Annotated in this window: 16 protein-coding genes and 1 pseudogene; 9 read left to right on the top strand and 8 right to left on the bottom strand. The window is 38.4% G+C overall.

The annotated features are described in order from the left end of the window. Positions 1–3: 3 nt before the first annotated feature. Entirely contained in the window at positions 4–774 is a 771-nt protein-coding gene (sufC, locus tag C7H19_RS14955) for a Fe-S cluster assembly ATPase SufC (RefSeq protein ID WP_106457687.1), read from the bottom strand. A 60-nt stretch (positions 775–834) separates the two neighbouring features. Then, positions 835–2,277: a Fe-S cluster assembly protein SufB gene (gene sufB / locus C7H19_RS14950; protein ID WP_106457686.1), complete on the bottom strand. Its 1,443-nt coding sequence runs from the start codon at positions 2,275–2,277 to the stop codon at positions 835–837. Positions 2,278–2,524: 247 nt separating this feature from the next. Between sufB and sufR the strand changes: the two genes are divergently transcribed. The 6 genes and pseudogenes from sufR (at position 2,525) to C7H19_RS14925 (ending at position 4,445) form a co-directional block, all read left to right on the top strand. Further along, a complete protein-coding gene (sufR, locus tag C7H19_RS14945; RefSeq protein WP_106457685.1) occupies positions 2,525–3,166 on the top strand; it encodes an iron-sulfur cluster biosynthesis transcriptional regulator SufR in 642 nt (213 codons plus the stop codon). Between the two features lie 39 nt (positions 3,167–3,205). Then, a complete protein-coding gene (locus C7H19_RS14940; protein ID WP_106457684.1) occupies positions 3,206–3,466 on the top strand; it encodes a type II toxin-antitoxin system Phd/YefM family antitoxin in 261 nt (86 codons plus the stop codon). Between the two features lie 18 nt (positions 3,467–3,484). Continuing rightward, a pseudogene (locus C7H19_RS14935) lies at positions 3,485–3,727 on the top strand (Txe/YoeB family addiction module toxin); the annotation flags it as partial. A gap of 13 nt (positions 3,728–3,740) precedes the next feature. Continuing rightward, entirely contained in the window at positions 3,741–3,986 is a 246-nt protein-coding gene (locus tag C7H19_RS14930; RefSeq protein ID WP_106457683.1) for a hypothetical protein, read from the top strand. A gap of 76 nt (positions 3,987–4,062) precedes the next feature. Beyond that, a complete protein-coding gene (locus tag C7H19_RS27220; protein ID WP_425428912.1) occupies positions 4,063–4,239 on the top strand; it encodes a DUF6888 family protein in 177 nt (58 codons plus the stop codon). Then, complete coding sequence (locus tag C7H19_RS14925) at positions 4,236–4,445, top strand: DUF6887 family protein (protein WP_106457682.1); 210 nt, start codon at positions 4,236–4,238, stop codon at positions 4,443–4,445. Before C7H19_RS27220 ends, C7H19_RS14925 begins: the two co-directional genes overlap by 4 nt. A gap of 94 nt (positions 4,446–4,539) precedes the next feature. Here C7H19_RS14925 and C7H19_RS14920 read toward each other — a convergent pair whose 3' ends face one another. The 4 genes from C7H19_RS14920 to C7H19_RS14905 all read right to left on the bottom strand — a co-directional run bounded on the left by C7H19_RS14920 (position 4,540) and on the right by C7H19_RS14905 (position 6,563). Next, positions 4,540–5,310 carry an HAD family hydrolase gene (locus C7H19_RS14920; RefSeq protein ID WP_106457681.1) on the bottom strand — a complete coding sequence of 257 codons (771 nt, stop codon included), beginning with the start codon at positions 5,308–5,310 and terminating at the stop codon, positions 4,540–4,542. A 22-nt stretch (positions 5,311–5,332) separates the two neighbouring features. Next, positions 5,333–5,659: a cupin domain-containing protein gene (locus C7H19_RS14915; RefSeq protein WP_106457680.1), complete on the bottom strand. Its 327-nt coding sequence runs from the start codon at positions 5,657–5,659 to the stop codon at positions 5,333–5,335. A 63-nt stretch (positions 5,660–5,722) separates the two neighbouring features. After that, entirely contained in the window at positions 5,723–6,106 is a 384-nt protein-coding gene (locus C7H19_RS14910; protein WP_106457679.1) for a hypothetical protein, read from the bottom strand. An 88-nt stretch (positions 6,107–6,194) separates the two neighbouring features. Further along, on the bottom strand, positions 6,195–6,563 hold the full coding sequence (locus C7H19_RS14905) for a phasin family protein (protein ID WP_106457678.1): 369 nt from the start codon (positions 6,561–6,563) through the stop codon (positions 6,195–6,197). A gap of 144 nt (positions 6,564–6,707) precedes the next feature. Between C7H19_RS14905 and C7H19_RS14900 the strand changes: the two genes are divergently transcribed. Next, entirely contained in the window at positions 6,708–7,610 is a 903-nt protein-coding gene (locus C7H19_RS14900; RefSeq protein WP_146136522.1) for a tetratricopeptide repeat protein, read from the top strand. A 3-nt stretch (positions 7,611–7,613) separates the two neighbouring features. On the opposite strand, the gene C7H19_RS14895 is transcribed toward C7H19_RS14900, so the two are convergent. Then, complete coding sequence (locus C7H19_RS14895) at positions 7,614–8,483, bottom strand: alpha/beta fold hydrolase (RefSeq protein ID WP_106457676.1); 870 nt, start codon at positions 8,481–8,483, stop codon at positions 7,614–7,616. A gap of 16 nt (positions 8,484–8,499) precedes the next feature. On the opposite strand from C7H19_RS14895, the gene C7H19_RS14890 reads away from it, so the two are divergent. Together C7H19_RS14890 and C7H19_RS14885 are read left to right on the top strand one after the other, a co-directional pair. Beyond that, the gene (locus tag C7H19_RS14890) at positions 8,500–9,423 is read left to right on the top strand and encodes a histone deacetylase family protein (RefSeq protein ID WP_106457675.1); all 924 of its coding nucleotides are present in this window, start codon (positions 8,500–8,502) and stop codon (positions 9,421–9,423) included. After that, entirely contained in the window at positions 9,420–10,052 is a 633-nt protein-coding gene (locus C7H19_RS14885) for a Uma2 family endonuclease (protein ID WP_106457674.1), read from the top strand. The genes C7H19_RS14890 and C7H19_RS14885 overlap by 4 nt, the downstream gene beginning before the upstream one ends. A 38-nt stretch (positions 10,053–10,090) precedes the next feature. Here C7H19_RS14885 and C7H19_RS14880 read toward each other — a convergent pair whose 3' ends face one another. Beyond that, positions 10,091–12,754: a bifunctional diguanylate cyclase/phosphodiesterase gene (locus tag C7H19_RS14880; protein WP_245927546.1), complete on the bottom strand. Its 2,664-nt coding sequence runs from the start codon at positions 12,752–12,754 to the stop codon at positions 10,091–10,093. Positions 12,755–13,103: the final 349 nt, after the last annotated feature.

Genomic DNA, 13,103 nt, shown 5'->3' with positions numbered 1-13,103 from the left:
GACTTACACCTCCACTAAAGCTTGTTCATCGAGGAAGTCGTAACCCTTATTCTCTAACTCGTGGGCTAATTCTTTTCCACCACTGGTTACAATGCGTCCATCATACATAACATGGACAAAATCTGGTGTAATGTAATTGAGTAAGCGTTGGTAGTGGGTAATAACCAAGAAAGCATTATCGGGTGTTGCGAGTTGGTTGACTCCATTAGCGACAATTTTTAGGGCATCGATATCTAAACCGGAGTCTATTTCATCTAAAATACCCAGTGTAGGTTCGAGTAACGCCATCTGTAATATTTCATTGCGTTTTTTCTCTCCACCGGAAAACCCTTCGTTTAAACTTCTACCCAAGAAAGCGGGGTTCATCTGAACAACTTCTAGTTTTTCTTCAACTATCTCTTCAAAGTCGAAGGTGTCTAACTCTTCTAACCCTAGATATTTCCGACGCGCATTATAAGCAACGCGTAAAAAATCTAAGTTACTGACTCCTGGAATTTCTAAAGGATACTGAAACGCGAGAAATATTCCACTCTTAGCGCGTTCATCGGGTTCTTTATCTAAAAGGTTTTCTCCTTTATAGATAATCTCACCACCCGTCACCTCATAGTCTGGATGTCCAGAGATGACTTTAGAAAAGGTACTTTTTCCTGAACCATTACGCCCCATGATAGCGTGTACTTCACCTGCTTTGATTTCTAAATTGACACCTTTGAGAATGGGAGTACCATCAACATTAGCGGTTAAATTGCGTACAGATAGAATAACTTCACTCATTTATACTGATATCCTTAGTTCGTTAATTTAGTTCTTGGTGGGTTAATATCCACCTTTTTTTTAGCCGACGGTTCCTTCTAATTTCAGACTCAATAACTTATCTGCTTCGGCCGCAAATTCCATCGGTAGTTTACTTAATACATCTTTACAGAAACCACTCACTAACATCGATATTGCATCTTCTTCAGAAATACCTCTTTGTGCGAAGTAAAATAATTGGTCTTCGCCTATCTTAGAAGTAGAGGCCTCGTGTTCAACTTTTGCAGTGTTATTATCTACCTGAATATAAGGAAATGTATTCGCTCCAGCATTATCCCCAATTAACATAGAATCACATTGAGAGTAATTTCTGGCCCCTGTTGCTTTTGGCCCCATTTTCACTAAACCACGATAGCTATTTTGGGAGTTGCCTGCCGAAATTCCTTTAGAAATAATCGTACTGCGGGTATTTTTGCCAATATGGATCATTTTAGTACCTGTATCGGCTTGTTGTTTGTTATTAGTCAAAGCAATGGAATAAAACTCACCAACGGAGTTATCACCGACTAAAACACAACTGGGATACTTCCAAGTAATAGCGGAACCGGTTTCTACTTGAGTCCAAGATATCTTAGAATTAACCCCTTTACAGAGTCCACGCTTGGTAACAAAGTTATAAATTCCACCTTTCCCATTAGCATCACCCGCATACCAGTTCTGCACCGTAGAATATTTAATATCGGCGTTATCTAATGCGACTAATTCCACAACTGCGGCATGAAGCTGATTACTATCGTACATCGGTGCGGTACAACCTTCTAAATAACTAACCGATGCGCCTTCTTCTGCAATAATAAGAGTTCGTTCAAATTGTCCCGTTTCACCGTTATTGATGCGGAAATAAGTCGATAGTTCCATCGGACAAGTAACGCCTTTGGGGATAAATACAAATGAACCATCGCTAAAGACAGCAGCATTTAAGGCCGCAAAATAATTATCGCCTGCGGGAACAACACTACCGAGATACTTCTGAACGAGTTCGGGATGTTCTTGTAATGCTTCCGAGATGGAACAGAAAATAACACCGTCTTTCGCTAATTTTTCTTTGAAGGTGGTAGCGATAGAAACACTGTCAAAAATAGCATCAACGGCCACATTTCCCAGTCGTTTTTGTTCAGAAAGGGGAATACCCAGCTTTTCAAAGGTTTCTAGTAAAGTGGGGTCAACTTGGTCAAGACTGTTAAGCTTTTCTTTTTTCTGTTTCGGTGCAGAGTAATAAATGATATTCTGATAATCGATCGCTGGATAGTTCACATTCGGCCAAGTCGGTTCAGTCATCTTTTGCCATTGCCGATAGGCTTTCAAGCGAAATTCTAACATGAATTCGGGTTCGTTCTTTTTCGCCGAAATCAAGCGGACGGTGTCTTCAGTTAGCCCTCTGGGTACGGTTTCGGACTCGATATCCGTGATAAAACCATATTTGTAAGGTTGGTTGACGATGTTTTTGACGGTTGTCGCACTCATGTGATGTTCGTGTTCTCTTTTACAATATCGGGTTGACTAGGTGGGCGAGGAAACTTACTTAAACAACAACTATATTGCTTAACTTTATTATAAAATAGATTAACAACATAAATGTTGTCAAAGTTAACAATTTTTTTTTGACCTGGATTGAAGATAGCGAGTTTAGGTTACGATCTTAGGGTAACGACTCCTTTTTTCTCGCCTAAGTCCTTTAACCGAAATTCTGTATTTCCAGTGACTTAGAACCATGACCACAACTCAACCCACTTCGACTAAACAGGATATCCTACAACACTTATTGAAAAAGGGTCAAGCGACGGCCCATCAGTTAGCTGATAGGTTTGAAATTAGTCCCCAAGCGACACGTCGTCATCTCAAAGATTTAGAAACGGAAGGACTAATAGAATATCGTTCGGTACAAAATGGGATGGGACGACCGCAGCATATATATTATCTTAGCCGTCAAGGGCGATCGCAATTCCCCAACAACTATGACGAATTTGCCCTATCCTTTCTCGATACTCTAGCCCAAACCGTCGGCGAAAAACAAGTTAAAGAAGTCTTACGCAAACAATGGGAACGCAAAGCAGAAGATTATACTAAACAAGTGGGAAATGGTTTATTACTAGAAAGAGTCACCCGTTTAGTCGAACTCCGCAGAAGTGAAGGATATATGGCGGAATTATTGCCCATCGAAGATAATCAGTGTGAAAAGTATATTTTAGCCGAACATAACTGCGCTATTTCTGGAGTTGCTGAATCTTATCCGAGTGTATGCGGTCATGAATTAGAAATGTTTTCCGTCGTCTTACCCGATTGTACTATAGAGCGAACCCATTGGATGAATCACGGCGAACATCGTTGCGGATATTTAATTAAGGCAAAATAACAATTTTTATTTATATAATACGTTAAAATCTAAACTATTATGGATACTATACCTCCTATATACGAAGCTAGAGAAACCAAACTTGATATCAATGAATTGATTGATGAAACAAACGAAACCCATAAACCGATTCTAATTCTGGGTAAAAAAGCTAAAGCAGTTTTAGTGAGTGAAAGTGATTGGAATGCCATTCAAGAAACTTTGTATATAAAATCTATTTCAGGCTTAACAGAATCTATTTTAGCAGAAGGACAAACATCCCTCAATGAATGTATAGACGTTAAGGATATTGACTGGTGACGAAAGCGAGTAGTTTTAAGCAAAGAAGCTAATAAAGATGCCAAAAAGCTATCCTCAGCAGGATTAAAAACACAAGCTGAAGAACTCCTCAAAATTTTATCAGAAAATCCTTACACACCCTATCCACGTTATGAGAAACTAAAAGGAGATTTAGTTGGCTATTATTCTAGACGAATCAATATTCAGCATCGATTAGTTTATCAAGTCTTAGAAAAAGAAAAAACTGTACTTGTTTTACGAATGTGGAGTCATTACGAATAGAGGAAAATAACCTATGATGGAAAGTCCGCAATTTTTATCACCAGAAGCATCCGCAGATGTAGACGCAGCTTTATTATCTTCTACAGAGAAGTTTCTCGCACGTCTCACACTTTCTTCGCAAAACTTACTAAAAATTATTGCTGAAGATGTGGGAGTTCCCATCGAAGATTTAACCCATAAACAGATTATCGCTTGGTTTGAAAAAGACGGTAAAATTAGACGAGAACAAGGTATCGATGCAGCCGTTTTAAAATTGTAGATAGAGTTTGATAAGGATTAAATGCGATCGCTGTGCTAAATTTGAAAATAGCACCTTATTATTTTGAGGAGTACTTATTCTTCCGACTACCGAACAGACTTTAACCTGCTTTATACTGTGTCAGCGTTTGACTAGCTTATATCGTTCAATCTTTTTAGTACGCTTAGATGAACGAACTGAAGATGTATACATTCTAGCTGGTGAAGAAACAGAAATTTTAATTGATAAACACGGGAACTGGGAATTTATATGACATATATCAATTATCACCAAATGAGCCGTACTGAACTACGCGCCTATATTTTAGAACACCGAGACGATGAACAAGCATTTCAAGCATATATGGATAAATTAGTGGATGCACCTGTTTTAGCATCAGGAACACTCACTGATTTAGATAATCCTGAAAAAATAGCTGAAATTATTAAAAAAATTCAGAAAACTAAGAAAGAAGAGTAACTTTTCTAAAAACTCACATAATTTATCCTCGGTGATGCGACAGATACGCCAGTCTGGTAATACAGTAGCACCAAAACGCTGATTTTCAACAAGACTAAACCCAAGCGGGAAAATCTTGCATAAATTGACTAAAAGAAATAATCTGAACCCGTGAATCAGAGGAACGAATCTCTTGTCGAACGGCTGGCGTATTAAAGCCCCAATCTGCGATAAAAAGGCTCACATTAACTAAATCTGGCTGTTTTTCGATGAGATACAACGCTCTAACATGATCCTCGACAAACCAGATATTAGGTTCACCATCCGCCAATAAATGCCGAATTACCTCATATTTTGGTCGATCGCCTTGTTTCCCAAACACTTGTTCTGCGGGTAACGTGATTCCTTCGGCTTCTAATAATTTTAGAGCAAATCGTTGTAATCGATTCGTAATAATCACCAATTTAAACGGACACGACAAAAACTCCTGTAAACGTTGTCTCACGCCTGGGTAAAATGGTTGATAGCTCATCCATTCCTCAAAATCTCGATTAATCCATTCATCTCGAAGACGCGCAAATTCAGTATTAATTATTTCTTTTGAAAGCTTGTCTTTTTCTAAAATTTGTGGTATAATGCCACGCCAATTAGATAAAATGTCCTGATCAGAATAATCTAAGATTAGCGCACGAACTAAAAGGGGAACATCAATATCGATTTCAATCACAGGGGCGAGACGGATATAGCGATCGCGCAAACCATCAGGGGGTATAATACTCTTATGCTGCCAAATATGACAATAAGTAAGCCATCCAGACTGAAAATACTCACGACGACCATCACAAATCACACCATCAAAATCAAGCGCTAAAATATCGGGATTCATAGGAAAAAAGAATAAATCTTAACTAACTATAAACATGAATTGCTAACCAAATACAAGGCGGCTCAATACTGGTGTATTCTACTCGATGTTTTTGGTGTGCTTTAATTAATAAATAATCACCACGTAGCAGCTTGCATCTTAAACCATCCTCAAAAAAAATTACCGCCTCACCTTGCAATAAAATAACCCATTCAACCTGTTCTTGATCGTACCATTGCCCTAGGGGTGTTGTTTGTCCCGTAGAGATAATGCGTTCGATCCTAATATTTTCTTTAAAAAACAACGACTCAAATAATTCTTGATCTGGTAAAACAGAAGGAAGACTAAAAAAATTTGAAGGTCTAATCATAGAAATAAACTATAAATAAAGTGTAGGGGTTTGGTCTCCAAACCCAGCCACCTTTAATTAATACTAATTTCCTTTACCTTCCCAGTCTGGACAAGTTTCATCTTGCCAACCGTAGGGGTGCATTGCACAAACCAGTAAATTTCCCCCATAAATACGACCATGATAATTTTGACATCCAACACAACAAGGGTGAGTTGTAGGATCAGGTTCAACTCTAGGGTTGACTAACCAGTCACTTAACTCCCCCCAATGATCGGGAAATAAATCATTTTCTCCAGGACGTAGTTCCAACTCGACATCAAAAACCTCCTCGAAAAACTGTTCAATATCGATCGCAATTTCATTGTGTATCACTTCGACAGCTTGTGTTACATCTTGTACAAACTGTTCAATTCCTTGTGCTACCGAGTCTACAACATCCCAAAATTCTTTATGCCAGTCGTCCATTGCTGTGATCCTATTTATTCGGTAAGAGATTTTACTTTTTTTTAAGCTCAAGAATTAGCTTGATCTCAAACACTCTAGATTTGTTATTTTACTCTTTTTTTAGATTCCGGAGTTCATCTTGTAACGATTCTACCTGTTTTCTGAGCTTATCTACATCATCTGTTGCTGTTGGGGTTGGTTCTTCATCCTCTAAAATAATTTCAATGGGACGAGGTTCTTTATTTTGATTGGTTTCTGGGGAAGCATTAACTTGTTGCTGTGCCTGTTGAACAATATCATCAACATAACGACGGGCTTCTTCTGCCGTCATTTCGCCTCGTGCTACCATTTCATCAGCAATTTTTTGTGCTTGTGTTTTCAACTCCTGTAGAGTGACACCTGCTTTTTCCATCCCATAAGACGCAATACCAACGCCCAGATATACAGCTTTTTGTACCCAATCTCCTAAACCAGCCATAATACTTTATCCTTGAATCACATTTAGCATATATCTACTAAGATACAAAATATCGATCGCTTGTTGGTATTGTTTGACCATTTGTCGTTTGACACCTCATAAAAATATTTTCCATAATAAAAGGAAGATTGAGGATTAATTAAATTGGTCACTTTATTTCAATTCTTACCCCAAAAAGTCCGTCACTTATCTAGCTTAATCCTTCTGTGTTTAAGTTTCTGGATGATTTTTACTCCTATTGCTGATGCTCAAAACTGCTTTGAAAAAGGAATCGAACAAACACAAAAAGGACATTATCACCAAGCATATTTAAGCTTTTCTGAAGCCATCGAACAAGGAAAACAGATTAAAGCAGCTTATAGTAATCGTTGTTTGGTGTCGCTCCATCTCGCTCAATATCAACAAGCCTATCAAGATTGTACTTTAGCATTACAAGACAAGCCAAGACAACCGGCTGTCTATATTAATCGAGGTTTGGCACTTTATCACTTAGGGCGCTCTCTTGATGCGATCGCAGACTATACCACCGCCATTCAACTTAATCCTAACGCTTATTCTGCTTACTACAATCGTGGTTTAGCGTATACTGCACTCAGTCAACCAATCACAGCGATCTCCGATTATGATCAAGCGGTACAAAAAATTAATAATCTTGCACCCGATCAATTATCTACTATTTACAACGATCGAGGTTTAGCCTATTTAAATTTAGGAAATTTCACCACAGCAATGTTAAATTTTAATCAAGCCATTCAGTTAGATCATCATAACGCACTCGCACTTTATAACCGAGGATGTGCTTGTTCTAAACATAAAAACTATCAACAAGCGATCGCCGATTTTTCCGAAGTTCTTAAACATAATCCACATCATGGAGAAGCTTACATTAATCGTGCAATAATCCATCAACATCTCGGTTATTTCCAAGCTGCCTTTAATGATTATCGCTCAGGTGTTCAATATTTACCGAATCAAGATGAGCAGATTTTAAATATCATGCAAAAACTTCGGAAAACCTTAGCACAATTTGAGACAACAATCGGTTAATTTTTATTCTAAAAACCCGTAAATCGCTTGCTCAGTATCGACGGGCGATTCTTCAGCTAAAAAATGTCCACAATTGATGGCTTTTCCCGTAACATTAATTGCTCGTTGTTGCCAAAGTTCTAAAACATTATATTTCTTTTCGAGAAAGCCTTGTTTTCCCCATAAAATTAAAAGTGGACATTCTATCTTTTTATCTCGCTCTAATTGATCATGTTCTAAATCAATAGTAGCCGCCGCCCGATAATCTGAACAAGTCCCATGAATCATCATCGGATCTTGGAAACATCGATGATATTCGGCTAAAGCTTCGGGTGTAAAAGCTGTAAAATCTCGTCCCCAACTTTTTAAACAATGCTCTAAATAATAATGAGGATTAGATCCAATCAAAGTTTCAGGAAATGGATAGGGTTGAATGAGAAAAAACCAATGATAATAAACCGTAGAAAGTTCTTGATCGGCTAAATGAAAAACATCATAAGTCGGAATAATATCTAATAAACCTAATTTTTTTACTTTTTTCGGGTAATCTAAAGTAAGACGATGAGCAACTCTGGCACCGCGATCGTGTCCAATGAGATAAAATTCCTTCTTACCTAATAAAGCCATTAAATTAACCAGATCGGCCGCAACCACTCGCTTAGAATAGTTACTATGATCAGGAGCATCTTTTGGTTTATAACTATCACCATATCCTCTTAAGTCTGGGGCAATGACTGTAAACTTTTGGGCTAAACTGGGGGCGATTTTATGCCACATGACATGAGTTTGAGGATAGCCATGTAATAACAATAAAGGAAAGCCAGTACCTCCCTGTACAAAATGAATCGGAATACCATTAACATTTAAGGTATGTCTGGTAAAGTGTTCAAACATCACGCTTTAATTAACTATGATTTCTGTTATTTATTCTGATGAGTTTCTGCAACATGATACAGGATTATTTCACCCCGAAAAACCTGCACGTTTAACAGCGATCGCATCGGCACTAAAAAAAGTAAGATGGTCAGATCAACTACAATGGAATTTACCAACCTCTATTGACACGAGAGACGTTTTACCCATCATCCAAAAATGTCATACTCTTGATTATATTAATCGAGTGCGAAAAATTGCAGAAAATGGCGGAGGAATGCTCGACGGTGATACACCCGTATCAGCCTCTAGTTATGAGATTGCTTTACTCGCTGTCAGTGCTTGGTTAGATGGAGTTGATCAGGTTTTAGCCACTAAACATTCTCCCGCTTTTATCTTAGCGCGTCCACCCGGTCATCACGCCACCCGCAAAACAGGAATGGGATTTTGTTTATTTTCTAATGCAGCGATCGCATCCGTATACGCTTTAGAAAAACCAGAAATTAATCGAGTAGCGATTTTAGACTGGGATGTGCATCATGGAAATGGAACGGAAAATATTATCGAAGATAGCCCCCATATTGCTTATTGTTCCCTGCATCAGTTTCCCTGTTACCCAGGAACCGGACGAGCCAGCGATCAGGGAAAATTTAATAATGTATTAAATATCCCCATGCGCCCAGAAAGTACCCTCACTGATTATCAATTGGCATTTGATACACAAGTTATGCCTTTTGTCAAGAGATTTAATCCAGATTTTTTAATTATTAGTGCGGGTTATGATGCGACTGAAGCTGATCCATTAGCATCAATTAACCTACAACCGAGTGATTATGGCGTATTAACTGAATATTTATTATCCCTCAATTGTCCGATGCTATTCGGTTTAGAAGGGGGATATGATTTAGACGCTTTAGGAAAATCAGTAGTAGCGACTTTAGAAGCATTTATAAAAACATGACGATCGCCATTCCGATTAAAGCCATACAACTCACTCCAGGAAGTGTGATCAATATACATCATCTCACGTGGGAAGACTTTGAAAACATTCTCATTGAATTGGGAGAACATCGTCAAGTCCGTCTCACTTATTATCAAGGTACATTAGAAATCATGTCCCCCTTGGCAATTCATGAACGTCCTCATCGTATTATCGCTGATCTTGTTAAAACAATTCTAAATATTGAAGGGCGAGACTGGGAGGATTTTGGTTCGACAACTTTTAAGCGTCTTAAAATCGCTGGAGTTGAACCCGACACAGCACTTTATATTCAGAATGCAGCAAAGGTGAGAGGTTGTACCCGTATGGATTTAAACATCTATCCCCCTCCAGATTTAGCCATAGAATCTGACGTTACATCGATAACAACTCTTGATGCTTATACAGCTATTGGTGTCCCCGAAATCTGGATTTATAACAATCATCAACTAAAAATTTATATTTTTAAAAATGGTCAATATGAAGAAACATTAATAAGTCCGACTTTTCCTAATTTATCGATCATTGAAAAGATCCCTTTATGGGTCCAAAAAGCAATAAATCAAGGAACAAGTCAGATGTTACGAGAATTAAGAAATGAATTAGGATAATTATAATTTTAGTAATCCCCTCTCAAATTAAAGCGACTTTAGAAACGTTGCTCAAAAATTTGGGAAACAAAACCGAATTGGGTAGCGGCTTCAGTTGATAGAGGACGACTAATGAAATAACCTTGAGCGACATCACAACCAAGCGATCGTAAAAATTGAAGTTGTTCTGTAGTTTCGACTCCTTCGGCGATTAATTTTAATCCTAAACCATGTCCTAGAGCGATAACAGACTTAACAATAGCTTTATTACTGGAGTGCGTCCAAAGTTCTCTAATAAAAGATTGATCGATCTTGAGTGCATCAACAGGAAAATCTCTGAGAGTACTTAAAGAAGAATAACCCGTCCCAAAATCATCAATCGAAATGTAGATCCCCATTGCTTTTAACTCTTTAAGAACGGTAATTGTTAAATTGATATCCTGCATTGCAATACTTTCAGTAATTTCTAATTCGAGATACTGAGGATCTAACCCGGTTTGTTGCAAAATCTGACGCACAATTTGTACTAAATTACCCTGCTGAAACTGACAAGCTGAAAGATTAATCGCTACTCGTAAAGGAGGTAAACCCGCTAATTGCCAGGCTCGATTCTGAGTACAAGCAGTTTGTAAAACCCATTCTCCGATCGCTACAATCAATCCAGTCTCTTCAGCTAAAGGAATAAATTGAGCGGGTGAAATCAGTTCTACTTCGTCTCGTTGCCAGCGTATTAAAGCTTCCATACCGACAATTTGACCCGTGTTTAAATCGATTTGCGGTTGATAGTGCAACAAAAACTCGCCGCGTTTTAAAGCTTTGTAAAGATTGTTTTCTAAAGTTAAGCGTTCTAACGCTTTCGTGTTCATGCTTGGTGCATAAAGTTGATAATTATTTTTGCCTTGTTGTTTAGTCCGATACATAGCTATATCAGCATTTTTAAGCAAAGTTTCGGCATCGAGTCCATCATAAGGAGCAAAAGCAATACCAATACTCGACTTAATATAAAGTTCCTGTCCTTCAAGATAAAAAGGCTCGTCGAAAGCTCTTAAAATTCTTTGAGCAATGTTGATCGCTTGCTCAGTTGAGCTAAGATTGGGAACCAAGATCGTAAACTCATCGCCAGCCCAACGAGCGATCGTATCTTCGGTGCGTAAACAATAAGCGAGTCGCTGTGCAGTTTGCTGTAGTAATAAATCACCGGCGGCATGACCCAAAGTATCATTAACCAGTTTAAACCGGTCTAAGTCGAGAAACATCACACCGAGAAGTTGTCCGTGATGCTCGGCTCTAGCTAAAGCCAAAGTCAGGAGATTATGAAACAGCAATCTGTTAGGCAACCCAGTAAGCTGATCGTGTAGAGACTGATGGCGAAGGGTTTCTTCGACTCGCTTCTGCATAACAGTCAGATAAAGATGTGTTCCCAAAGCATCAGCCAGCCTAATTTCTTCAGGTTGCCATGCTTGAGCCTGACCTTGTTTAATTTCTCGCCAAATTTCAAACGAGCGCCTCGGCATATTGTTTCGATCGTCTTGATGCCAACGTCCGGCCCATAACTTTTCAGTTTCAATTTCATTGCGAAAAATACTCAAGCATCCGACACATTGATTTTGATACTGTAACGGGACAATTAAAATCGAGCGAATGCGTGTCGGCGCGAATTTAGATACTAAAGGTTGAAATTGAGGTTCAATATAAAGATCTTCAATATTATATAAACGCGGATTAGTTATCGAACTTTTGACAACTTGATCTGGTAGAGTGACTCCTTTGTCATAGGAACAGGTAATTAATTCCCAAGCTTCGTTGACAACTGCCTCTGCTGTATTTTGTATTAAGAAGTATTCTGAAGAAATACCCAGTAGTTGTTGCCAGCAGTTTGTCTCTTCTAACTGAGCCGAGATTGGTTGCTCACCATAAGTATATAACTGAGCCAAATTTCCTAAATGATCAGCATTAATATAAAGCCGTCCCCCAGAACCTTGTAAAGCTTCAACCGTTACTTGTAAAATTGTCTGCCGAATATCTGCTAATTTGAGGGGTGAGTGCAAAAGGCGACTAATTTTATTGAGGGTTGCTTCTTGAGTCGCTTGTTGTCTAGCCGCATTCAGTAGACTTGCCTGAGCAATAGCGATGGAGAGATGATCCATTAACAATTGCACGATTTTTAGCTCTCGATCGCAGTAGTGACGAGATTTTATATCATGGGCGACTAACAAACCCCACAAATTTTGTTCATGAAGAATGGGTACGGCGAGAGAAGAAGCAACCCCCATCGCTGAAAGATATTTAAGATGGCAGGGATCAACTGGTAAGTGACGAATCTCACTTGTTGTAAGATTAACATCCGTTAGAGAATAATCAAGGTAATTTTCAGGGTAATTGAGGGTTTTACGCGAAGCTACTACATCAACAATTACACGCTGACGAGCTTTAAGAAACATGGTTCGCGCCATTGGTGGAATATCACTAGCGGGAAAGTGTAACCCTAATAAAGAAGGTAAAGAATTACCGACTAAAGACTCGGCAATTACTTCACCACTACCATCAGAAGAAAATCGATAAATTTTAACTCGTGCTACTTGTAATAAAGATTGAACTTCTCTCGCCGTTGTCATTAATATTTCTTCTAGTTTTAATGACTGACGAATTCGATTAACGATTCTATTAATTAAGTCTTCAGATTGAAGTTCTGGTTGATTTAATCTTCCTTTTTTAGTTTTCAATCTGCCTCCTATAAATGGTTATTTTTTGATTAGTTAATAAATTAATTGTTGTTTTATCTTCTTTCTTCAGTATACCGATTGTCTGAAATCTATCTGTGATCTGAGTCTGAAATTTTTGTGATTTAGATTACAAGTTGCAACAGCATTAATTGATAATTACGTCAAGCTCAATAGGAAGGCGGTCTAGCAAAAGATCGCTGTCATCCTTTAAAATTGCGGTTCTACAAGACCTAGGGAACGGGCAACGTGGGCTGTTTCCTAACATGATCATGGGCAATTATTTCACTAAAACCCTCCTGATGATAGAGCCATCAAACACCCTCGGATAGATGATATCTAGGAGAAAAAA

Origin of the sequence: Aphanothece hegewaldii CCALA 016 (genome assembly GCF_003007785.1) — a bacterium.
GTDB lineage: Bacteria > Cyanobacteriota > Cyanobacteriia > Cyanobacteriales > Microcystaceae > Chroococcus > Chroococcus hegewaldii.
Note: the sequence above shows the minus strand (reverse complement) of the source record. Positions and strands in the feature narration are given on the sequence as shown.

Coding starts and splice junctions, on each gene's coding strand:
- sufC (WP_106457687.1), bottom strand. CDS start 774: ATGAGTGAAGTTATTCTATCTGTACGCAATTTAACCGCTAATGTTGAT.
- sufB (WP_106457686.1), bottom strand. CDS start 2,277: ATGAGTGCGACAACCGTCAAAAACATCGTCAACCAACCTTACAAATAT.
- sufR (WP_106457685.1), top strand. CDS start 2,525: ATGACCACAACTCAACCCACTTCGACTAAACAGGATATCCTACAACAC.
- C7H19_RS14940 (WP_106457684.1), top strand. CDS start 3,206: ATGGATACTATACCTCCTATATACGAAGCTAGAGAAACCAAACTTGAT.
- C7H19_RS14930 (WP_106457683.1), top strand. CDS start 3,741: ATGATGGAAAGTCCGCAATTTTTATCACCAGAAGCATCCGCAGATGTA.
- C7H19_RS14925 (WP_106457682.1), top strand. CDS start 4,236: ATGACATATATCAATTATCACCAAATGAGCCGTACTGAACTACGCGCC.
- C7H19_RS14920 (WP_106457681.1), bottom strand. CDS start 5,310: ATGAATCCCGATATTTTAGCGCTTGATTTTGATGGTGTGATTTGTGAT.
- C7H19_RS14915 (WP_106457680.1), bottom strand. CDS start 5,659: ATGATTAGACCTTCAAATTTTTTTAGTCTTCCTTCTGTTTTACCAGAT.
- C7H19_RS14910 (WP_106457679.1), bottom strand. CDS start 6,106: ATGGACGACTGGCATAAAGAATTTTGGGATGTTGTAGACTCGGTAGCA.
- C7H19_RS14905 (WP_106457678.1), bottom strand. CDS start 6,563: ATGGCTGGTTTAGGAGATTGGGTACAAAAAGCTGTATATCTGGGCGTT.
- C7H19_RS14895 (WP_106457676.1), bottom strand. CDS start 8,483: ATGTTTGAACACTTTACCAGACATACCTTAAATGTTAATGGTATTCCG.
- C7H19_RS14890 (WP_106457675.1), top strand. CDS start 8,500: ATGATTTCTGTTATTTATTCTGATGAGTTTCTGCAACATGATACAGGA.
- C7H19_RS14885 (WP_106457674.1), top strand. CDS start 9,420: ATGACGATCGCCATTCCGATTAAAGCCATACAACTCACTCCAGGAAGT.